Source organism: Bradyrhizobium sp. SZCCHNGR1005 (assembly GCF_032489995.1).
Classification (GTDB): Bacteria; Pseudomonadota; Alphaproteobacteria; order Rhizobiales; family Xanthobacteraceae; genus Bradyrhizobium.
The window spans coordinates 1-21,650 of the sequence record NZ_JAUEZC010000014.1 but is presented as its reverse complement, the minus strand read 5'-3'; the positions used below and the strand labels follow the sequence as shown (position 1 = coordinate 21,650).

Here is a 21,650-nt window from a genome sequence, read left to right as displayed (position 1 = left end):
CTTGGCGTTGTCAGCGTAGAATTGATCGGGTTTCGGTCAATTTATCGGCGTCCCGAGAATGGCGTCGTTTGCCGGAGGAACGATGCAGTTCGACACCAAGATCGCGCTGGTGATCCGTAACGACCTTGAAGCCTGGCAGAAGCTGAACGTGGCAGCCTTTCTCGCGAGCGGCATTGCCGCTGCGTTTCCCGAATGTGTCGGTGTGCCTTATGAGGACGGTGATGGCACGCCATACCATGCGCTGATCGGCCAGCCGATCTTGATCTACGGTGCAGTCGATCGCGCGGCGTTGTCGCGGGCACTCGAACGGGCCTTGGCTCGCAACGTCAAATGCGCGCTCTATAGCGAAGACATGTTCAAGACCACCCATGACGAGGCCAATCGCGCCGCGGTGAAAGCGGTCGCTCGCGCCGACCTCAATCTGGTCGGCCTGGCCTTCCGCGGAGAACGCAAGGTGGTTGACAAGGTCGTGGACGGCTTGAAGTTTCACCACTGAAGATGGCGCGACAAGCCGGCCAGTTGATGTCACGGAGTTGTCATATGCTCCGCGACGAAGCGACGGCCGTCCATTGACTCCGATCAAGCTCGAGCTTGCCGGCCTCTATTAGTTTGCGCCTCGAAATGAGAGGAGCAGACACATGTCGACAATGAAGGCCGCCGTCGTCAAAGCCTTTGGCAAGCCGCTGGTGATCGAGGACGTGCCGATCCCGGTGCCGGGCCCTGGCGAGATCCTGGTCAAGCTGAAGGCCTGCGGCGTCTGTCATACCGACCTGCACGCCGCCTCGGGCGACTGGCCGGTCAAGCCAGTACCGCCTTTCATTCCGGGCCATGAGGCGGCCGGTTTGGTTGCGGCGCTCGGCCCTGGCGTGACCGATTTCAAGGTCGGCGATGCCGTCGGCGTGGCGTGGCTGCATGATGCCTGTTTGCGCTGCGAATATTGCGAGACAGGCTGGGAGACCCTGTGCGAGCACCAGCACAACACCGGCTACAGCGTCAACGGCGGTTTCGCTGAATACGTCATCGCCTCCGCGGCCTTCGCGGCACGCCTGCCGGCTGACGTCGACTTCGCTGCGATTGCCCCGATCCTCTGCGCGGGCGTGACGACCTACAAGGGCCTGAAGGAAACCGAGACCCGGCCGGGCGAGTGGGTGGTCATCTTCGGCGTCGGCGGCCTCGGCCACGTCGCCATCCAATATGCCAAGGCCATGGGGATGAAGGTGATCGGGATCGACATCACCGAGGACAAGTTGAAGCTCGCGCGCGAAGCCGGCGCCAATCACGCGGTCAATGCGCTCGACAAGGACGCGGTGGACCGGGTCGCCAAGATCACCGGCGGCGGCGCCCACGGCGTACTGGTGACGGCCGTGTCGACGCCAGCCTTCGCCCAGGCGCTGCACATGGTCCGTCGCAAGGGGACGGTCAGCCTGGTCGGGCTGCCACCGGGCGAGTTTCCGACACCGATCTTCGACGTCGTGCTGAAGCGCATTACGGTGCGCGGCTCGATTGTCGGCACGCGGCGAGATCTCGACGAGGCCATCGCCTTCGCCGCAGAGGGCAAGGTCAAGGCCGAGATCACCACCGCGCCGCTATCGGAGATCAACACCATCTTCGACAAGATGAAGGCAGGCAAGATCGACGGCCGCATCGTGCTCGATTTCACCTGAGTGCCCATCGGCGCACATTCTAAAGGAGGCCGCGGCGCCATGGAAATGCGCCGCGGCCTTTTGATATGGATCAGCGTCTCGGTGGATCGGGCTGGCACGATGCGGCCATGGCAGCGGTCACCAAAATCGTTTTTCTCGGCGCGAGCAGCGCGTCCTTCGGTCTCAGCATGTTCCGGGACCTGTTCTCGACGCATGAGCTCGCAGGCAGCACCTTGGTGCTGGTCGGTCGCAATGCCGAGCGGCTCGGCCGCGCCGAGCGCCTGACGAAGCTCTTGAACGACAAGTCCGGTGCCGGGCTGAAGATCGAGGCGACGACGGACTGGCGCGCTGCGCTGGATGGCGCGGGCTTTGTGGTCCATTCCACCGCGATCGACCGCAACCGACTCTGGCGGCACGACTTCGAGGTTCCCCGCAAATACGGCATCCGCCATACGCTCGGCGAGAATGGCGGCCCCGGCGCGTTGTTCTTCACCTTGCGCACGCTGCCGGTGGTGTTCGACTTCGTCCGCGAAATCGAAACGCGCTGCCCGCAGGCGCTGTTCATCAACTTCTCGAATCCGGAGAGCCGCATCATCCTGGCGCTCGGGCAGCATAGCCGGATCAAGCATATTGGCCTCTGCCACGGCATCTTCCTCGCACGCAGCCAGGTCGCCGCGATCCTCGGCTTGCCCGAGGCGCGGGTGGACGTGTGGGGCGCCGGTCTCAACCACTTCCAATGCTTGAAAGAGATCCGCGATCGCGAGACCGGGGCCGATCTCTATCCGCTCCTGCGTGAGAAGGAGGCAAGCCACGACCCCGAGGTTTCGCCGCTGACCCGCGCGCTGTTCCGCGGCTTCGGCTATTGGCTCGGCTGTGGTGACGGCCATGTCGGCGAATATTTCGCCTATGGCTGGGAAGCGGGGGAGGGCGGTTACAATTTCGATTGGGACGAGGGCGAGCGCGCCAAGGTGAACCGGCTGATCGAGGACGTGCTGGCCGGTCGTACGGAGATGCCGGATTGGTGGCTGAAGCCATCGGGTGAGCGCGCCGTCTCCGTGATCTCCTCCGTACTGCATGACCGCAAGCAGCTGATCGAATCCGGGGTCGTCTATAACGATCGCGTCATTCCTAACCTGCCGGCGGACGCGGCGGTGGAAGTGCCGGTCGTCGCCGACCGTATCGGCATTCATCCAGTCTCGCTCGGGCCACTGCCGGAGCCGGTCGCGAAGCTCATGACCGTTCAGGTCCAGGTGCAGCAGCTTTCGGTCCAAGCGGCGATGCAGGCCTCCAAGGAGATCGCGCTGCAGGCGCTCCTGATCGACCCCGTGGTGAACTCGGCGACATCAGCGCGGCAGCTCCTGGACGAATTGTGGGAGATCAACCGGCCCTATATTCGTCCTTGTGCGTGAGACGCGCACTACAAATCGATCCATTCGCAGCTGCCGGAAGATCACGGCTTTGGCGCCGTCGAGCAGAAAGGCGAACACGACGGCTACCGCAAGCAGGCCGGCGATGATCGGCAGCCTCAGCGGAGCCATCAGCGATCCGGTGGCGGCGAGCGCCGTGACGATCAGGATGTCCGTAATCGAGGAGACGACGACGGTCCGGCTTGGCCGCGACGACCAGAGGCGGCGGCGTTCGCGCACGACGTAATAGATCGATTGGCCGCTGAAGGTCAGGTTGACCAGGGTCATGGTCCGCAGCGTCTCGAGGTCGAGGCGTAGCAGATCCCTGCCGATCAGCAGCACGCCGACGCAGAATGCGAGATCGACCATACCCATGATCACGCCGGCGAGCGTCAGGTCGCCGATGCGCCACGCATTCGGCTCGGCCGAGGGCCGGACGTTGTCGGTCGCCGCCGACATTGCCAGGAAATCGCCCGTGATCATGGAGATCACGATCAGCGTCGGTGTCAGAATGGCATGTCCGACGATCAGGAAGCCGATGCCGAGATAGGAAACCTGGCGGACCTTGTGCACGATCGAGCGCAGCGCATAGGTGAGGATACGCTGGAATGCGACGCGTCCCTGCGTCACCGCGGTGAGAATGCTGGTGAGGCCGGGCTCGGTGAGCACGAGGCCGGCTGCGGACTTCGCGACGTCGGTCGACGTCGAGACCGCAATGCCAAGCTGCGCCTGACGCAGCGCCGGCGCATCGTTGGCGCCGTCACCGCACATGCCGACGGAATAGCCCGAGCGCTGCAGCGCCTTGACCAAAGCGAATTTGTCTTCCGGCAGCACGCCGGCGAACACCGCGTAATCTGTGGCGTCGATCCTCTCGGGGATCGGTCCGGGCGGAAACACCTTGCCGTCCAGTCCAATCGCTTTGGCCACGGCCGAGGCCGTGGCCGGGGCATCGCCGGTCACCATGACGACGCGCACGCCCATTGCTTGCAATTTCGCGAGGCAATCGGCAGCTTCGGGCCGCGGAGGATCGCTCAGCGCGATCAAGCCGACGATGTGCATCACATCCGAATCCGCGGCGGACACACTGACGCCGAGTACGCGATAACCCTCGGCCTCCAGCCTTGAGGCTTCGGCCCTTGCCTCATTGGGTGCGGTCGACATGGCCAGCACAGCCGCGAACGCGCCTTTCACCACGCGCCGTCGCGTGTCATCTGCGGTGATGACGGTCGCTTCCGCCATCTTGGTGGCGGGATCGAACGGAATGAATGTTTCTCGCCGCAATCCGTCCAATCGGCCATTCCCGGACGCCATCCGCACTGCGCCATCGACCGGATCGAGCCCGCCGTCGGAACTCGACAGACGCGCCCACACCAGGACATCCCGCGCGCTCGCGTTTCCAAATGGAACGGTCGCTGCGACGCGCAGTTCGTTTTGGGTCAGAGTGCCCGTCTTGTCGACGCACAGCACGTTCATGGTGGCGGCCTCGTCGACCGCGGAGAGCCGCGTCGGCAGCACGCCGCGTCGGCCGAGCGCCTGCGCCGCCACGGCAGCGGTGAGCGTGAAGGCTGCCGGAAGCGCGACCGGCACGGAGGCAAGAACAGCAATCAGGCCGAGCGGAACGATTTCCGTCATCGGCAGGTGACGGGAGATCGCATAGGCGATCAGCGCGAGCGCCAATGTCCCATTGATGGTCGCGAGCGCGAGCACCACGCGCAACACCGCCTTCTGCTGCGAACTGGTGACATGTGCCGTCCGAATAAGCTCTGCTGTCCGTCCGAACCGGGTGTGGGCACCAGTTGCGAGCACCTCGGCCATCGCTTCGCCGCGCCGGATCAGGGCTCCGGCGAAGGTCTCGCTGCCGGGACCGACCTCGATCGGTAGCGACTCGCCCGTCAGCATTGATTGGTCGAGCATCACAGCGCCTGAACCGAGCCGCACGTCGGCAGGCACCACGGCGCCGAGCGTCAGCTTGATGATATCTCCGGGCACGAGTTCGGCCGCCGGAATGATGGTCCAGATGCCGTCGCGGAGGACGGCGGCGTTGAGCGCGAGCCGCTGCTTCAAGGCCTGCAGCGTGGCCTTGGCGCGGCCTTCCTGGAACGTGCCAAGCAGGGCGTTGAACACCAGCAGCAGGCCGATGATTCCTGCCTCGAAATATTCGCCGAGCGAGAGTTGCAGCAGGATCGCCGCCTCCAGCAGGCAGGGGACCGGCGCAACAAACTTGCCGAGCAGCACGTGCCAGAGCGGACGCTCGGTGCTCGTCGTCGCATTGGAGCCGAATTCCCGCAGGCGCCGGGCCGCTTCGGCGGCTGTCAGGCCGCGATCCCAAACCGATGCTTGATCGGCCGTTGCGGGCGCCGGCGCGTTCGCCGGTAATGGAGCCGCGGGAATTTCGAAATCATCCATCGCGATTGCCTGATGAGTGCTGCCCGATGATGAGTCCTAGGGCTGCGCAGTGCCCTGCGAATATTCGGCGGAACGGAACTCAGCATGAGCCTGATCAAGGCGCACGCGGATGTGAAATGGTTGCTTGTAGCGCGCATCCTTCCATCAGACGCCGGTCGTCCGAGGCCAGCGCCGTAGCCGGATCGCAATGGTATTGACACTGACTGACCAGTCAGTCATATTTTAAGAATGGTGATGAGAACACGAAAAGTCGCAAGCAGGGTTACTGGCCGGCCGGCCGCATCGCAGGTCGTTCGCGCAGCGGACAAGGCAGGCGAAGCGTCCGCGAGCCGGGCGGAGCGCGCGGCCGAGCGCCGCGCGGCGATCGTCGAGGCGGCGATGGAGGAGTTCGTCGCGCGCGGCTTCACCGCGACGCGGCTCGACGACATTGCCAAGCGGGCCGGCGTCGCCAAGGGCACGATCTATCTGCATTTCAAGGACAAGGAATCGATGTTTGAGGAATTGATCCGCACCGCGATCGTGCCGTTCGTCAGCCGCATGACTGCACCGCCGTCATTCACGGGATCGGTGCGCGATGCGGTCGAAACACTGGGGCGCCTGTTCATCCACGAGGTCGCGACTACGCGCCGCGGCGACATCGTTCGGCTGATCGTGGCCGAGGGCACGCGCTTTCCGGCGATTGCCGATTTCTACTATCGCGAGGTGGTATCTCGCGGACTCGCCGCGCTGCGCGGCCTGATCGAGCTTGCGATCGAGCGGGGAGAGATCCGCGAGCCCAAGCTCGCGCAATTTCCGCAAATCATGATCGCGCCGGTGCTGATTGCTGTGCTGTGGAAGAGCCTGTTCGAGCGGCATGCGCCGCTCGATGCCGAAGCGATGCTGCGGACGCATCTCGACCTGATCTTTGGCGAACGGAGTGCAACATGACGAGCCTCTTGCATTGCCTCGTCGTTCTGGCCACCGCTTTCACGCTGAACGGATGTCACGATAAGCGCGATCCCGGCTATCAGGGCTGGGTCGAGGCCGATATGATCTTCGTCAGCCCCGATGAGGCGGGGCGCGTAACCAAGCTCAACGTCCGCGAAGGCGACGAGGTCAAGGTCGGCGATCTGCTCTATTCGGTCGACGACGATCTGCAGCAGGCCGATCTCAACCAGAACAAGGCGACGCTCGCCAATGCGCAGCAGACCTATGACCGTGCGGCCGCACTGAGCAAGACCGGCGCAGGCACGCAGGCTACGCTTGATTCGGCGATCTCCGCGTTGCGCGTCGCCGAGGCCCGTGTGGTCACGTCGCAGACGCGGCTGGCCCGCCGCAGGGGCTTTGCCCCGGTCGCCGGCACCGTGCAGCAGATCTACTTCCGCGAGGGTGAGATGGTCGCGGCGCAGCGGCCGGTCCTCTCGATCATGCCGCCCGGCAACATGAAGCTGCGCTTTTACGTTTCCGAGACGGAACTGCCGAAGATCGCCATCGGCGATGAGGTCCGCGTCACCTGCGACAATTGTGCGCCCGATCTCTCCGCGCGGATCTATTTCATCGCGACCACGGCCGAATACACCCCGCCAGTGATCTACAGCCTCGATGAGCGCAACAAGCTCGTCTATCTGATCCAGGCGCGGCCTTCGCGGCCCGACGCGCTGCGCGTCGGCCAGCCGGTCAGCGTCTATCTCAATGCCAAGACGCCGGTGGCCGATCGACGATGACGCGCGCGGCGGACGACGGGATCGCGATCGACGTTCATGGACTGACGAAATCGTTCGGCGGCCGCGAGGTCGTGCACGATCTGTCGATGCGGGTGAAGCGCGGCTCGATCTACGGGTTTCTCGGTCCGAACGGCTCCGGCAAGACTACGACCATCCGAATGTTATGCGGGCTGTTGACGCCCGATAGTGGCGAGGGCCGCTGTCTGGGGTTCGATATCCGCCGCGACGCCGACCGCATCAAGCGGCGGGTTGGCTACATGACTCAGCGCTTCAGCCTGTATCAGGATCTGTCGGTGCGCGAGAATCTCGAATTCGTGGCGCGTCTCTATGGCCTGAGCGATCCGCGCGGTGCTGCGCGCGACATGGTCAGGCGGCTTGGGCTGTCGGGCCGGGAGGGACAGCTCGCCGGCGAGCTGTCGGGCGGCTGGAAGCAGCGGCTGGCGCTTGGCGCCTGCACGCTGCCCAATCCGCAGTTGCTGCTGCTCGACGAGCCGACCGCCGGCGTCGATCCCAAGGCGCGGCGCGATTTCTGGAACGAGATCCATGCGCTCGCGGCCGAGGGGCTGACCGTGCTGGTCTCCACCCACTACATGGACGAGGCCGAGCGCTGTCACGAGATCGCTTATATCGCCTATGGCTATCTGCTGGCGCATGGCACTGTCGAGCAGGTGATCAAGCAATCGGCGCTCACCACCTACACTGTCGGTGGCGATCGCCTGCAGGAGGTGGCGAGCGCTCTGGCAGGGCAGCCCGGTGTCGACATGGTGGCGCCGTTCGGCGCCAGCCTGCACGTGTCCGGCCGCGATGGAGCCGCACTGGAATCTTCGATCGCGCCGTGGCGTGACAAGCCCGGCCTGCGTTGGCAGCAGGCGGCGCCCTCGCTGGAGGACGTCTTCATCGATCTGATGAACCGCTCGAAGGACAATTTCCAATGAGCGCTATAGACATCAACGAACGCAGCCCCGCCGAACCGCGCTTCGGCTTCCTGCACCGGACCTACGCGATGCTGGTCAAGGAGTTCATCCAGCTCCGCCGCGACCGGGTCTCGTTCGCCATGATCGTGATGATCCCGGTGATGCAATTGCTGCTGTTCGGCTATGCCATCAACACCACGCCGCATCATCTGCCGGCCGCGGTGCTGCTGCAGGAAGACAGCGATCTCGGGCGCTCGATCCTGAAGGCGCTGGAGAACACGGCCTATTTCCGCTTCACGCGCGAGGTGCACGACGTCAATGAATTCGACGATCTGCTGCTCTCCGGCAAGGTGCTGTTCGGCGTCGAGATTCCGCGTGGCTTCGAGCGCGCAGTCCGCCGCGGCGACCGTCCGGCGCTGCTGGTCGCGGCGGATGCCACCGATCCGGTGGCTGCCTCCTCAGCGCTGTCATCGCTCGGCATGATTGTGCAGACCGCTCTGGCGCACGACCTGTACACCGGTGATCCGGTCTCGCTGCCGTTCGAGATCCGGGCGCATGCCCGCTACAATCCGGCCGCCGAATCGCGGCTCAACATCGTGCCCGGCCTGGTCGGCACCATCCTGACCATGACCATGCTGATCTTCACCGCGCTGTCGGTGACCCGCGAGATCGAGCGCGGCACGATGGAGAGCCTGTTGTCGATGCCGATCAAGCCGGTGGAAGTGATGCTCGGCAAGATCATCCCTTATGTGCTGGTCGGATTCCTGCAGGCATCGATCATCATCGGCATCGGCGTGCTGCTGTTCGGCGTGCCCGTGTTCGGCAGCCTTTCGTTGCTGGCGTTGCTGTCGACGCTGTTCATCGGCGCCAATCTGTCGATCGGCTACACGTTCTCCACCCTGGCGCAGAACCAGCTGCAGGCGATGCAGCTGTCGATGATGTTCTTCCTGCCCAGCATCCTGCTGTCCGGATTCATGTTTCCGTTCCTGGGCATGCCGCAATGGGCGCAATATGTCGGCGAGTGCCTGCCGCTCACGCATTACCTGCGCATCGTCCGCGCGATCATGCTCAAGGGCTCGACCCTGCAGAACCTGCAATATGACGCCATTGCCCTGTTCGCCTTGATGCTGTTTGCGATGACGGTCGCCGTGCTGCGCTTCCGCCGCACCCTCGATTGAGGCAGGATGTGGCCGGGGCAGGCGAGGAGCTTGGGGCGCGCGATGTTGGCACCATGGTCGGACCGAAATGAAGCACTTGGGGCTGCTGCGTCGGCCGAATTCGGCCAAGCCTTTACGCGTCAAGTCCTGAGCACGGAACTGCTTCGGGTCAAGGTGCTGATCGGCACCGCAGCTCTGTTTTTGGCGATCTCTGCCTTCGTCGATATCTTCGAACCGAAGATCATGCTTTGGATTTGGCACGGCGGATCTAGGGCTCTCTACAGCTATGCGATTCTGATCTTTTTCATTCTGTTCGAGGCCTGGATCCATTCTCGGATACTGGCGGACATCGGGCGCGGCCGCGACGTTCCGCTCGTCATGCGCTATATCGGCACCGTGATCGAGACTTCGTTGCCGACATTGGTGCTGGTGATGCAGATCGACAGCATCGGCCCGGAGAAGGCGCTCGCCTTCGGCATGCCGCTGACCTACTTCGTCTTCATCATTCTGTCGACGCTGAGGCTCGACTTCTGGCTGTCGAGCTTCACCGGATTCGTCGCTGCTGCCGAGCTGCTGGTCGTCGCGCTCGTCGACCGGCCGGTCCTCGACGTCAGCCAGAATCCAGAGATCTATTTCCATGCGGAGCGAAGCTTTATCATCCTGCTCTGCGGCATGATCGCAGGCGCGGTCGGCCTGCAGCTGAGGCGCCAGTTCGTGGCCAGCATCCTGGCAGCGACGGCGCGCGACCGACTCACCGACCTGTTCGGCCAGCACGTCTCGCCCCAGGTCGTCGAGCGTCTGATGAAGGAGGGCACCACGGAAGCGAGAGACATCCGGCAGGTCGCCGTGATGTTCGTCGACTTCCGCAGCTTCACCGCGGCCGCGCGGTCGCGCACGCCGCAGGAGGTGGTGGACCGTCTCGACGGTGCGTTCGCGGTGCTGGTCGAAATCCTCGAGCGCCACGGCGGCATCGTGAACAAGTTCCTCGGCGACGGCTTCCTGGCGCTGTTCGGCGCGCCGTTCGAGACGCCGGATGCGGCACAGCACGCGGTGGCGGCGGCGCGCGAGATGGTGGCCGCAATGGAGCAGGTCAACGCCGGCTCGGACTGGCCGCTGCGCATCGGCATCGGCATTCATCTCGGCGAGGTGATCGCCGGCAGCATCGGCTCGCCGCGCCGCAAGGAATACACCGTGATCGGCGATACCGTGAATTTCGCCTCGCGGCTGGAGACGCTGAACAAGGAATTCGATTCCCAGCTCTTGATCTCGTCGGAGGTCCGCGCCGCGATCGGCGCGGATGGCGATGGCGCCTTGCCGCATGGGCAAGTGTCGATCCGCGGCTATGACCGGGCCGTCGAGGTCTGGCAGCTGAGCTAGCGTTCACACTCACACCTGCGGCGCGACCAGGTTCTCCACCTTGACGTGGTCGCGCTCCTCGATGATCTCCGCGATCCAGCGCCGGTGGCAATGGGTGTGATCACGCTCGTAGCAGAGCAGGCAGATGGGGCCTGCAGTCTTCACGAGCGCGGATAATTCATCGAGCTGCTCCTTGGCCTGGGGCGTCTTCAGATGCGCGCTATAGACCTTCTGTAATGTATCGTAATGGCCGCTGCGCGCAGCGTCGCGGCCTTCCTTCGGCGTGCCGAGCCCACGCAGATGCACGTAACCGATGCCGCGCTCGTCGAGACCGGCCGCAAGCTGGGTCTTCGACAACCCGGGACGGCGGGATGCGGCGATGGCGCGGACATCGACCAGGAGCTTCACGCCGGCAGACTGCAATTCGTCGAGCACCGCCTTGGCCGGCGTCTGCTCGTAGCCGATCGTGAACAATGTCTTGGCTTTCGCCATCTGACGTAACCTCAGCTCAGCCGCGCGATCAGCTCCATCGCCCCTGCAGGCGCGCGCACCTTGCCCTCATGGATCACATAGGCGAACACGTCGCGCGGGCTCTTCTTGGCAGGCTCGTCGTCAACGCGCGGCAGATCGTCCGGTTCGCCGCCCTCGGCCCAGGTCTTGAGCCGCCCGGCCCAGGCGTCGAGCTGTTTCGGCGGGTAGCAGGTGGCGATCTCGTCATTGCCCTTCTGCAGCCGTGCATAGACGAAATCGCCGGTGACGTCGGCGATTGCCGGATACTTGCCGTGTTCGGCAAAGACCACCGGGGTTTCGAACTCACGCAGAAGCGCCACGAAGCCGGGTGCGCAGAAGCTGTCGTGCCTGACTTCAACGACATGGCGCAGCGCGCGGCCGTCGATCTCGCGCGGCAGGAGCTCCAGGAACTTGCCGAAATCGGCTTCGTCGAACTTCTTGGTCGGCGCGAACTGCCAGAGCACCGGGCCCAAGCGGTCGCCGAGTTCGAGCACGCCGGTGTCGTAGAATCGCTTGACCGAGTCGCCGGCCTCCGCCAGCACGCGCCGGTTGGTCGCAAAGCGCGGGCCCTTGAGCGAGAACACGAAACCGTCGGGCACCTCGCGCGCCCATTTGCGGAAACTCTCCGGTTTCTGCGAGCCGTAATAGGTGCCGTTGATCTCGATCGATGTCAGCTTTGAGGCGGCGTATTCCAGCTCCTTCGACTGCGGCAGCTTCTCCGGATAGAACACGCCGCGCCAGGGCGCGAAGGTCCAGCCGCCGATTCCGATATAGATGTGACTCTTTTGCTTTGCAGCGCGCGCGGGGGTCTTGCTCACGGAATGGGGTCCGTCGTTCGGAGGAGGAGCGGGCGGGGATTGGATGCAGAGAGTAATCAATACCGGCAGCCTTGACCAGTTCGGCTCTGTGGCGGCGGTGCTCTTTCGGCCGGCCGAGGTTCCATGATATTCATTCTGCGGGGGCGACAGGGAAGCATTCGCATGACATCCGAATCCATTGGTAGCGTTCTTGGCTTCATTGTCGGGGCAATCGTGCTGGCCGCTGCCTTCTATTATGTCCCGGTCGGACCGCGGTCCATGCCGGCCAAGGTTGAGGCGCCGGTTCCGGCGGCACCGGCAGCCCCTGCAGTGCGTGGGCCTGTGGTTCGGGAAGTCCCGAACTAGCCCGGTCTTCGGAGGGGTCCTTGCAAAAGGCCTGGGAGATCCCATTTAAGGTATAACGGTGACGTTGAGCCTTGTACGGCTCCTTCATTGGGACGACCACGACAGAGCGGCTGCGCCGGATGTACGCGCGCCCTTTGTTTGTGGTCGTTGGCATTTTGGGGGACGGGATTGAACCGTCACACCCTGCGCTTTTTGCCTCTCCAGGGTGGCGCCGACCTTGGCATGGCAGGATGTGGCGGATATACGCATCCCCGCCATGAACGAAGCCATCCGACCGGCCCCGCCCGTGCCGCTGCAATCCGTCGCCGTTCCGATCGTGACGGTCGTTGTTCCGACCTTTAACGAGCGCGACAATGTCACGACGCTCTACAGGCGGCTGGAGGCGGCCTTCAAGGACGTGCCGTGGGAGGTCGTGTTCGTCGATGACAATTCGCCTGACGGAACCTGGCAGGTGGTGCGTGGGCTGTCTCAGGCCGACAGCCGCGTCCGCTGCATCCGCCGCATCGGCCGTCGTGGCCTTTCCGGCGCTTGCATCGAGGGCATTCTCGCCGCCAGCGCGCCCTATGCCGCGGTGATCGATGCCGATTTGCAGCACGACGAGACCCAGCTGCCGAAGATGCTGTCGCTGCTCGAAAGCGGTGCGGCCGAGCTGGTGGTCGGCAGCCGTTATGTCGAGGGTGGAAGTGCGGCGAGCTTCAACAAGCAGCGGGCAGGGGCCTCCGCTTTTGCCACCGAGATTGCGCGGCGGCTGCTCAAGGTCGAGGTCGCCGATCCGATGAGCGGCTTCTTCATGATCCGCCGTGATCGTTTCGAACAGATCGCACCGAAGCTCTCCACGCAAGGCTTCAAGATCCTGCTCGACATCATCGCCAGCGCCGAAGGCGGCCTTCGCACGGTGGAAATTCCCTACACCTTCGGCTCGCGCCTGCATGGCGAGAGCAAGCTCGATTCGATGGTCGCGCTCGACTTCCTCGGTCTCGTGCTGGCCAAGCTGACCAACGACGCGGTCTCGTTGCGCTTCCTGTTGTTCGCCATGGTCGGGGGTACGGGTCTGTTCGTGCATCTCGGCACGCTCTTCCTCTGCCTTCAGGTATTCGATCTGCCATTCGCCGAATCTCAGGCGATCGGCGCTCTGGTCGCGATGACCTCGAACTTCATTCTCAACAATTTCCTCACCTATCGGGACCAGCGGCTGAAGGGCTTTGCCATCCTGCGCGGCCTTCTCGCGTTCTACCTCGTCTGCTCGGTCGGCCTGCTTGCCAATGTCGGCGTCGCCTTCTCGGTCTATGACCAGGAGCCGATCTGGTGGCTGGCGGGTGCCGCCGGCGCGCTGATGGGCGTGGTCTGGAACTACGCGATCTCCGGACTGTTCGTCTGGCGCAAGCGATGACGCCTGTCGTCGCGGCCGACGACGCTCGGCTCGTCCGCAACACCTGGCTGACCATCGTCGCGCTCGTCGTGCTGCGGCTGGTCGCGGCCGCGATGACGCCGATCACCTTCGACGAAGCCTATTACTGGATGTGGTCGAAGCATCTTGCCTTCGGCTATTACGACCATCCGCCGCTGGTCGCGCTCGTGATCCGGCTCGGCACCATGCTCGCGGGCGACACCGAGCTCGGTGTGCGCATCGTCTCGATCCTGCTCGCATTGCCGATGAGCTACGCGGTCTATCGCACGGCCGAGATCCTGTTCGGCAGCGTGCGGGTGGCCGCCAGCGCCGCGCTGCTGCTCAACGTCACCCTGATGGCCGCGGTCGGCACCATGATCGTGACGCCGGATGCGCCGCTGCTGGTCGCATCGAGCTTCGTGCTGTTCTGCTGCGCCAAGGTGCAGGAGACGGAGCGCGGCGTGTGGTGGCTCGGCGTCGGCGTCGCGGCCGGTCTCGCCCTCGCCGCAAAGTACACCGCGATGTTCTTCGGCGTGGCGATCCTGATCTGGCTCGTTGCCGTGCCAGAGCTCCGGCACTGGCTGCGTTCGCCCTGGCCCTATCTCGGCGGGCTGGTCGCGCTCGCGATCTTCAGCCCCGTCATCATCTGGAACGCCGAGCATCAATGGGTGTCCTTCATCAAGCAGCTCGGGCGCGCCAGGATCGAGGATTTCCGACCCAGCTATATCGCCGAGCTGATCCCGACCCAGTTTGCCTTTGCGACGCCGCTGATCTTCATTCTCGGCGTCATGGGCCTCTATGCGTTGCTGGCACGCAAGGCGGGCGAGGCGAGTTCGCGGGTGCTTGTCAGCGCGATGGTCTGGGTGATCGTCGCCTATTTCATCTGGCATTCGCTGCATGCGCGGGTCGAGGCCAACTGGTTCGCGCCGATCTATCCGGCCTTTGCGGTGGCGGCTGCATTCGCCGCGCATTGCGTGCCATGGAAGCCGCGTGCGCAGCGAACGGTAGAGTTCTGTCGGCGCTTCGCCGCGCCTGTCGGCATCGTGATGTTCGCAGCATTGGTCGTACAGGCCGACACCGGATGGCTGTCGGGCTACCTTCGGGATTCCACGGTGCGCAGCGTCGGCATCGGCTGGCGTGCGCTGGCCGATGAAATCGAGGCGGTGCGGGCCCGGGTTGGCGCGCGTTGCGTGCTTGCGATGGACTACGGGACCACCGCCTGGCTCTCGTTCTACCTGCCGCGCGGCACCTGCGTACTGCAGCCGATCGAGCGCATCCGCTGGGTCAATTTTCCCGAGCCCGATCCGGCAGCGCTCCAGGGGACGCTGTTGTTCGTCGACGAGGCGCAGATCGGTCTTCGCTTCTATCCGAGCTTCACCTTTGCCAAGATCGAGAAGGTGGCGGAAGCCCCGCGCAAGCGCGGCCCGCTGGTGATCGAGACCTACGCGCTCTATGCGGTGAGCCAGCCGAAGCAAGAGGTGATCGACCGCTCCCCGGCGCCGGAATTGCAGCGCTGAGGCGGCGTGGGGATTGCCTCGTTGCACGGACCCCGGCAGCGTCTCGCCGCCGCATGCCGGATCTGCTTGGCGCCTCGACGCGGGCGCGTGCCGCATTTGCGCCCTGTTTCCGCCGCGTTCGTCGGCGACACAGGCCGAAATGGTTAACCCGCCTTTAATCTGCCAAAACTTAATCCGCATTTAACTAAAAGTCGCCTTAATGACGCTTCGTGCCTCTGCGAGATGCACAGCGGTTAGGCGAACCGCGACGCATCGACAGAGAGTTTCGAGTCACCGAAGTCTCCGTTCCGGGCGTCAGTAAATGAGTAACAGTCGAGCTGCGTTGGCTGCACGAAACCGCAGGAAATCCTCCCTGAAGGCCTTGTCTCACAAACTGTTCGGCGGCGCGGCGATCGTCTCCCTGGTGGTGGGGTGCGGCGTCCTGGTCTATGCCAAGATCATCGCGGCCGATGCCTATCCGACGCTCGGCACGGACGGTTATGACGAGCCCGTCGTGCGCATGGCGCCGCGTATCGCCACGCGCAATGCATCGGACGCCGTCAGCGAGGCCTTCGCAGCGCTGCCTGACGCGACGCCCATGATCGCCAAGGGGCCCAGCACGCCCGCGATCACGCCGCAGATGTTCAGCGAACGCTTTGCCGCCGCCGTGCCGCAGGGCGTGCCGTCCAACGCCGCCAATGGCGCGCCACCGCTCCCCAAGTTTGCGGAAGCGGCCGACGTCACCGAGAAGGCCGGCGACAAGCCGGTCGATGCGCCCAAGACGGCAGCAAAGCTCGCGGAAGCTCCCAAGAAGGAGCCGCGGCCGCCGATGCGGCTTGCGCTCGCCAATCCGAAACAGCCGACGCAGCCATCGCCATCGCCGGCTGATGGCAGCGAACCCAAGGGCGGCATGGGCACGCTGCGGGCGATGACCGAGCGTGCCAAGGCCGCGGTGCTGTCGATCACCGGGGAGCGTCATTCGATCCAGGAGAAGCTGTGGGGCAAGCCTGACCAGAACGGCGGCCTGATGGCCTACGCCTCGGCCGACGCCAATTTCACCGCGAGCATCAGCCAGGATCCGACCAAGGGCGGCCAGGCGCCATATGACCGCTCGACGGCGGTCTACGACATCTCGGCCAGGGCCGTGTATCTGCCTGACGGCACCAAGCTCGAGGCGCATTCCGGTCTCGGCGAGAATCTCGACAATCCGCGCTCGGAGAACATCCGGATGCGCGGCGTCACCCCGCCGCACATCTATGAGCTCAAGCCGCGTGAGGCGCTGTTCCACGGCGTGCCGGCGCTGCGCCTCAATCCGATCGGCGGCAGCGAGGCGATCCACGGCCGCGACGGTCTGCTCGCGCACACGTTCATGCTCGGTCCGAACGGCGATTCCAACGGCTGCGTGTCGTTCCGCGACTACTACGCCTTCCTCGATGCCTACAAGAACAAGGGCATTCGCAAGCTCGCCGTGGTCGCACGGATCCAGTGAGGCGCGACGCGTAGATCGCGCGGGTTCGACCTCATTGCGAGGAGCAACGCGACGAAGCGATCCAGACTCCGTCCGCGTCGACAGTTCTGGATTGCGTCGCTTCGCTCGCAATGACGAAGTTGACGGTTGAGCCATTAAACGAGACACAATTTTACGATCTCGCAGCACGTCGTGCCCGAGCTTTGCTGCAGCTTTCGTCCTCCAATCAGAAGAGGACGCGGGGAAGGCCGGGTGCCGTCCGCACCCATGGCCCGCCTGCAGAAGAAAATGCAGGCGGCAGTCACCACAGGTACGAGCCGGATCATCCGGCCTTCCCTGCGCGATGGGTGAACGGCTTATACGTAGTCTCCCCGGTGAACGGGCTTTCATGCCACCGTCACCCGCCTGATGCCCTCGCATCGCAAAGCGATGTCGAGTTGCATCATCACGAATTTAGCGCCAGCGTCGCGGCGCCAGGACCCTACGATTTCGTCGTCCGCAACGACATCAGTCGTCTTGCGCAAAAGCGCCTGACATCGTCGCGGCCACCGCATCCCGCACTCGACGTTCGCGACGACGCGTACGCCCCTCGGATGAGGCGGGACGACGGCTATATATGCATAATTTCTGAAAAAACGAAAGTGGAATTTTATGCGGGAGCCGGGTGGGTGGCGTGATCCGATTGATCGAGCTGATGGAATTAGTTCTTGCGCGCAGCTCATTTTAGCTACCCGTCGGGCTGTTCGATGCGCGTAAGACGGGTCGGAAGAGACAACTGATTTGCCCGCCAGGCACGGACGAGCTGCGAATGCAGAGTGCGGGCAGGCGATCGCCTTTGCAGCGCGGATCGGCCTCCACTTCGAACGTGATCACGCCGGAGCAAGGCATGGCGCTATTGTTTCATCACCCGATCATGCATCGCGGTGATCCCGTCACCAGGGGGCGCAAATACGTACTGCGCAGCGACGTGATGTATCGCCGCCAGCAGTGAGGGATGGCGCACCATGCGCAAGCACTTCGTGGTTGCGTGTGGTGCCGCCATCGGCCATCCTTGCGGCAGGACAGGCTGGGGAATGTCATGACGAGCGTCGAGGCTGGAGCGATCGGTCCGCAGCGGGAGCCATGGTGGGCGATTGCAGCCATCTTCACCGCAGGCTTCGTGTTGCTGTGCCTGCTGCTGGCCTCGCCGCTGCTGATCCGCACCTTCCTCTTTCAGCCGTTCAACATTCCATCCGCGTCAAACATTCCTACCCTTCTGGTCGGCGACTATCTCTTCGCTTCGAAATACCCCTATGGATGGGGTCGTTATACGTGGCCGTTCACGCCGCCGTCAGCGGGACGTATCTGGGGCCGCGATCCGGCGCGCGGTGACGTCGTGGTTTTCCGTCTCAAGGACGGCAAGACCGACTACATCAAGCGTATCGTCGGGCTGCCCGGCGACCGCATCCAGATGAGGCAGGGCCTGCTCTACATCAACGACCAGCCGGTTCAGCGCGAGCGGCTCGACGATCTGGTCGGTGAAGCCGCCTGCGGCGGTAGTGCGGACGAACGGGTCAAGCGTTGGCGGGAGACCTTGCCGAACGGCGTGAGCTATCAGACGCTGGATTGTGTCGACAACGGCTTCTTCGACAACACCAACGTCTATGTCGTGCCGGCTGGCCATCTATTCATGCTGGGCGACAACCGCGACAACTCTACCGACAGCCGCGTCCTCAGCGCCGTTGGCTATGTTCCCATCGAGAACGTGATCGGCCGCGCCGCGACGATCTACTTCTCGCTCGCCGGATCCGATACGAGCAGGCCAGGCCGGATCCGCTTCGAGCGGATCGGGACGATGGTGAGGTAGTAGCGAGAGACTGCTGTTGCTGCCGTTTCCGAGCGGGCATCGTGCGCACTCACTCCGTCCCGTGGTTATGGATTCCGGGCTCGCGACTGCGTCGTGCCCCGGAATGACGGAGAGGAAGAGCAGGGGCGGTGAGTTGACTATGATAAATGCGCTCATAGATCGATCGCCGTTGTGGTCGACGGAAGCTTGCGTCAAACTCAAGCGTCATTCCGGGGCGCGCGTAGCGCGAGCCCGGAATCCATAACACAGGTTTCAATTGTGGATTCGCGCCAGCAGCGATGCATGGCTCAACTGAATTTTCTATCCAAACAGAAAGGGCGCGGTTTGCACCGCGCCCTTCGTATTCGAGAGAGGAACGGACCTTAGAAGTCCATGCCGCCCATGCCGCCGCCCGGAGGCATCGCGGGGCCGCCGGCGTTCTTCTTCGGCAGCTCGGCGACCATCGCTTCGGTCGTGATCAGCAGCGCAGCCACGGAGGCCGCGTTCTGGATCGCGGCGCGAACCACCTTGGTCGGGTCGATGATGCCCTTGGACACCATGTTCACGTACTCGCCGGTCTGGCTGTCGAAGCCATAGGCGTACTGCTCCTTCTCCAGGATCTTGCCGACGATGACCGAGCCGTCCTCGCCCGCGTTGATGGCGATCTGGCGGGCCGGGGCGGAGAGCGCCTTGCGGACGATCTCGATGCCGGTCTTCTGGTCGTCGTTCTTGGTGCGCAGGCCCTTGAGCTGCTCGGAAGCACGGAGCAGGGCGACGCCGCCGCCCGGCAGGATGCCTTCCTCGACAGCAGCGCGGGTCGCATGCATCGCGTCATCCACGCGATCCTTGCGCTCCTTGACCTCGACCTCGGTCGCGCCGCCGACGCGGATCACCGCGACGCCGCCTGCGAGCTTGGCCAGACGCTCCTGCAGCTTCTCACGGTCGTAGTCCGAGGTGGTCTCCTCGATCTGCGCCTTGATCTGCTGCACGCGCGCCTCGATGTCGGCCTTCTTGCCGGCGCCGTTGACGATCGTGGTGTTCTCCTTGTCGATCATCACCTTCTTGGCGCGGCCGAGCATGGAGAGGTTGACGTTCTCGAGCTTGATGCCGAGGTCTTCCGAGATCGCCTGGCCGCCGGTCAGGATCGCGATGTCCTGCAGCATGGCCTTGCGGCGATCGCCGAAGCCCGGAGCCTTGACGGCCGCGACCTTCAAGCCGCCGCGCAGGCGGTTGACGACCAGGGTGGCCAGCGCCTCGCCCTCGACGTCCTCGGCGACGATCACGAGCGGCTTGCCGGTCTGCACGACGGCTTCGAGCAGCGGCAGCAGCTCGTTCAGCGACGACAGCTTCTTCTCGTTGATCAGGATGTAGGCGTCGTCCATCTCGACGCGCATCTTGTCGGCGTTGGTGACGAAGTAGGGGGAGATGTAGCCGCGGTCGAACTGCATGCCCTCGACGACGTCGAGCTCGGTCTCCAGCGACTTGGCTTCCTCGACGGTGATGACACCCTCGTTGCCGACCTTCTTCATGGCGTCGGCGAGGAACTTGCCGATTTCGGCATCGCCGTTGGCGGAGATGGTGCCGACCTGGGCGATCTCGTCGTTCGACGTGACCTTCTTGGAGTTCTTGACGAGGTCCGCAACGACGGCCTCGACCGCGAGGTCGATACCGCGCTTCAGATCCATCGGGTTCATGCCGGCGGCAACGGCCTTGGCGCCTTCGCGCACGATGGCCTGGGCCAGCACGGTCGCGGTGGTGGTGCCGTCGCCGGCCGCGTCAGCGGACTTCGAGGCGACCTCGCGCACCATCTGCGCGCCCATGTTCTCGAACTTGTCGTCGAGCTCGATCTCCTTGGCGACGGTGACGCCGTCCTTGGTGATGCGGGGAGCGCCGAACGACTTGTCGAGGACGACGTTGCGGCCCTTCGGACCGAGCGTGACCTTCACGGCATTGGCGAGAATGTCCACGCCGCGCAGCATGCGGTCGCGAGCATCGACGCCGAACTTCACGTCTTTGGCTGACATATTGGATTTCCCTGAGTTGAAATGTCTGTCTCACCCTTTCGCGGGGCGCCCGCGGGGCGCTCCTCAGGGGTGAGCGTGCGAGCGTGGGGTTAGGCGGCCTTCTTCTTGGCGCCGGCGTCGGTCAGCACACCCATGATGTCGCTTTCCTTCATGATCAGCAGCTCCTGGCCGTCGATCTTGACTTCGGTGCCCGACCACTTGCCGAACAGCACGCGGTCACCGACCTGAACGTCGAGCGGGACCAGCTTGCCGCTCTCGTCGCGGGCGCCGGGGCCCACAGCGATGACTTCGCCCTGCGAGGGCTTTTCCTTGGCCGAGTCGGGGATGATGATGCCGCCAGCGGTCTTCTCTTCGGCGTCGATGCGCTTGACCACGACGCGGTCGTGAAGCGGACGGAAAGCCATACAGTCCTCCTAAGCTATTGAGGCAATTATCAGTTTCTGGAGATTGGCAGTCGATGCCAGCGAGTGCCAGCCCTGCCGCGCAGGACATAGGCGAGAGTTCTGGGGCCGGCAAGGGCTTGTAGCAGAAAAATTAGCAGTCAACCGCGGCGTCTGCCAGAAGGTCCCGGCATCGTTAACCGGGCCGGAACAGATCGGGAAACCCCGTATTAGCACCTGGGCTAAGTCGCTGCTAATGCAGGAAATTTCAACAACCCGTTAAACATTTAGGCTTGTGATGGATTGAGGTCATGCGTCACATTTCTCTCACGTGAGCGCATCTTCACCCGGGTGGCTCGATCCCGGTGGCCACGCCGGAATGCGCTTCCACAGAATGGAGGTTGGCATGGTGTCGAAGGTTGCCGTTTCCGAGGATTTTCGGAAACAGATCTTGGGTTACGGGCTGACGACGGCGCAGATCCTGTATCGGATGCCGGATCATCCCTCGCTGCTCCAGACCTACGTCTGGCAGAATTACGACCTGTTTCCGAAATTCCCCGCGCTGCAGGATTTCCTCAGCTTCTGGCAGAAGAAGCTCGAAGGGCCGCTGTTCTCCGTCACGGTCGCGCATTCCAAGCTGATCAAGCCGGCCGAGCTGCGCGCCGTCGACGGCGTGTTCCGCCTGCACTGAGCGGTAACCACAACCACGGTGTCATTCCGGGGCGTGCGCAGCACGAGCCCGGCGACTGTCTTAGCTGTCAAGCGATTGCTGGGTATATCGGGTGTTGTTTTTGACCATGGTGTTTGCGGTG

19 protein-coding genes are annotated in these 21,650 nt (G+C 63.9%); 14 read left to right on the top strand and 5 right to left on the bottom strand.

Annotation, left to right across the window (positions count from 1 at the left end; all coding sequences use genetic code 11):
* Window positions 1–82 precede the first annotated feature (82 nt).
* From QXZ85_RS32120 to QXZ85_RS32110, 3 genes are all read left to right on the top strand, one after another.
* Entirely contained in the window at window positions 83–496 is a 414-nt protein-coding gene (locus QXZ85_RS32120) for a DUF2000 family protein (protein WP_315768663.1), read from the top strand.
* Between the two features lie 142 nt (window positions 497–638).
* On the top strand, window positions 639–1,664 hold the full coding sequence (adhP, locus tag QXZ85_RS32115; RefSeq protein WP_315768662.1) for an alcohol dehydrogenase AdhP: 1,026 nt from the start codon (window positions 639–641) through the stop codon (window positions 1,662–1,664).
* A 107-nt stretch (window positions 1,665–1,771) separates the two neighbouring features.
* The gene (locus QXZ85_RS32110; protein WP_316175568.1) at window positions 1,772–3,052 is read left to right on the top strand and encodes an alpha-glucosidase/alpha-galactosidase; all 1,281 of its coding nucleotides are present in this window, start codon (window positions 1,772–1,774) and stop codon (window positions 3,050–3,052) included.
* Here the strand turns inward: QXZ85_RS32110 and QXZ85_RS32105 are convergent.
* Entirely contained in the window at window positions 2,987–5,455 is a 2,469-nt protein-coding gene (locus QXZ85_RS32105) for an HAD-IC family P-type ATPase (protein WP_316175566.1), read from the bottom strand. The genes QXZ85_RS32110 and QXZ85_RS32105 overlap by 66 nt on opposite strands.
* A gap of 234 nt (window positions 5,456–5,689) precedes the next feature.
* On the opposite strand from QXZ85_RS32105, the gene QXZ85_RS32100 reads away from it, so the two are divergent.
* From QXZ85_RS32100 to QXZ85_RS32080, 5 genes are read left to right on the top strand one after another with little or no spacing between them, the layout of a single operon-like run.
* Window positions 5,690–6,382, top strand: a complete 693-nt coding sequence (locus QXZ85_RS32100; protein WP_315705987.1) for a TetR/AcrR family transcriptional regulator — start codon at window positions 5,690–5,692, stop codon at window positions 6,380–6,382.
* Window positions 6,379–7,158: an efflux RND transporter periplasmic adaptor subunit gene (locus tag QXZ85_RS32095; protein WP_315705986.1), complete on the top strand. Its 780-nt coding sequence runs from the start codon at window positions 6,379–6,381 to the stop codon at window positions 7,156–7,158. The genes QXZ85_RS32100 and QXZ85_RS32095 overlap by 4 nt, the downstream gene beginning before the upstream one ends.
* The gene (locus QXZ85_RS32090; protein WP_315705985.1) at window positions 7,155–8,093 is read left to right on the top strand and encodes an ABC transporter ATP-binding protein; all 939 of its coding nucleotides are present in this window, start codon (window positions 7,155–7,157) and stop codon (window positions 8,091–8,093) included. The genes QXZ85_RS32095 and QXZ85_RS32090 overlap by 4 nt, the downstream gene beginning before the upstream one ends.
* Window positions 8,090–9,250, top strand: coding sequence for an ABC transporter permease (locus tag QXZ85_RS32085; protein ID WP_315705984.1), 1,161 nt, complete (start codon window positions 8,090–8,092; stop codon window positions 9,248–9,250). The genes QXZ85_RS32090 and QXZ85_RS32085 overlap by 4 nt, the downstream gene beginning before the upstream one ends.
* 42 nt (window positions 9,251–9,292) lie before the next feature.
* The gene (locus QXZ85_RS32080) at window positions 9,293–10,606 is read left to right on the top strand and encodes an adenylate/guanylate cyclase domain-containing protein (RefSeq protein WP_315705983.1); all 1,314 of its coding nucleotides are present in this window, start codon (window positions 9,293–9,295) and stop codon (window positions 10,604–10,606) included.
* Window positions 10,607–10,615: 9 nt separating this feature from the next.
* Here the strand turns inward: QXZ85_RS32080 and QXZ85_RS32075 are convergent, their stop codons facing one another.
* Entirely contained in the window at window positions 10,616–11,077 is a 462-nt protein-coding gene (locus QXZ85_RS32075) for a DUF488 domain-containing protein (protein ID WP_315705982.1), read from the bottom strand.
* A gap of 11 nt (window positions 11,078–11,088) precedes the next feature.
* The gene (locus QXZ85_RS32070; RefSeq protein WP_315705981.1) at window positions 11,089–11,913 is read right to left on the bottom strand and encodes a DUF72 domain-containing protein; all 825 of its coding nucleotides are present in this window, start codon (window positions 11,911–11,913) and stop codon (window positions 11,089–11,091) included.
* A 162-nt stretch (window positions 11,914–12,075) separates the two neighbouring features.
* Between QXZ85_RS32070 and QXZ85_RS32065 the strand changes: the two genes are divergently transcribed.
* The 5 genes from QXZ85_RS32065 to lepB all read left to right on the top strand — a co-directional run bounded on the left by QXZ85_RS32065 (window position 12,076) and on the right by lepB (window position 18,455).
* Window positions 12,076–12,258 carry a hypothetical protein gene (locus QXZ85_RS32065; protein WP_316167139.1) on the top strand — a complete coding sequence of 61 codons (183 nt, stop codon included), beginning with the start codon at window positions 12,076–12,078 and terminating at the stop codon, window positions 12,256–12,258.
* 256 nt (window positions 12,259–12,514) lie between these two features.
* Entirely contained in the window at window positions 12,515–13,648 is a 1,134-nt protein-coding gene (locus QXZ85_RS32060) for a glycosyltransferase family 2 protein (RefSeq protein ID WP_315705979.1), read from the top strand.
* On the top strand, window positions 13,645–15,162 hold the full coding sequence (locus QXZ85_RS32055) for a glycosyltransferase family 39 protein (protein WP_315705978.1): 1,518 nt from the start codon (window positions 13,645–13,647) through the stop codon (window positions 15,160–15,162). Before QXZ85_RS32060 ends, QXZ85_RS32055 begins: the two co-directional genes overlap by 4 nt.
* A 301-nt stretch (window positions 15,163–15,463) precedes the next feature.
* The gene (locus tag QXZ85_RS32050; protein ID WP_315705977.1) at window positions 15,464–16,630 is read left to right on the top strand and encodes a DUF2778 domain-containing protein; all 1,167 of its coding nucleotides are present in this window, start codon (window positions 15,464–15,466) and stop codon (window positions 16,628–16,630) included.
* A gap of 1,057 nt (window positions 16,631–17,687) precedes the next feature.
* Entirely contained in the window at window positions 17,688–18,455 is a 768-nt protein-coding gene (gene lepB / locus QXZ85_RS32045) for a signal peptidase I (RefSeq protein ID WP_315764580.1), read from the top strand.
* Window positions 18,456–18,817: 362 nt separating this feature from the next.
* On the opposite strand, the gene groL is transcribed toward lepB, so the two are convergent.
* Window positions 18,818–20,458 (bottom strand): chaperonin GroEL, encoded by a 1,641-nt coding sequence (gene groL / locus QXZ85_RS32040; RefSeq protein WP_315705974.1) that lies wholly within the window; start codon window positions 20,456–20,458, stop codon window positions 18,818–18,820.
* A gap of 89 nt (window positions 20,459–20,547) precedes the next feature.
* Entirely contained in the window at window positions 20,548–20,862 is a 315-nt protein-coding gene (gene groES / locus QXZ85_RS32035) for a co-chaperone GroES (RefSeq protein ID WP_011925902.1), read from the bottom strand.
* Window positions 20,863–21,244: 382 nt separating this feature from the next.
* Between groES and QXZ85_RS32030 the strand changes: the two genes are divergently transcribed.
* Window positions 21,245–21,529 carry an usg protein gene (locus tag QXZ85_RS32030; RefSeq protein ID WP_315705973.1) on the top strand — a complete coding sequence of 95 codons (285 nt, stop codon included), beginning with the start codon at window positions 21,245–21,247 and terminating at the stop codon, window positions 21,527–21,529.
* Window positions 21,530–21,650: the final 121 nt, after the last annotated feature.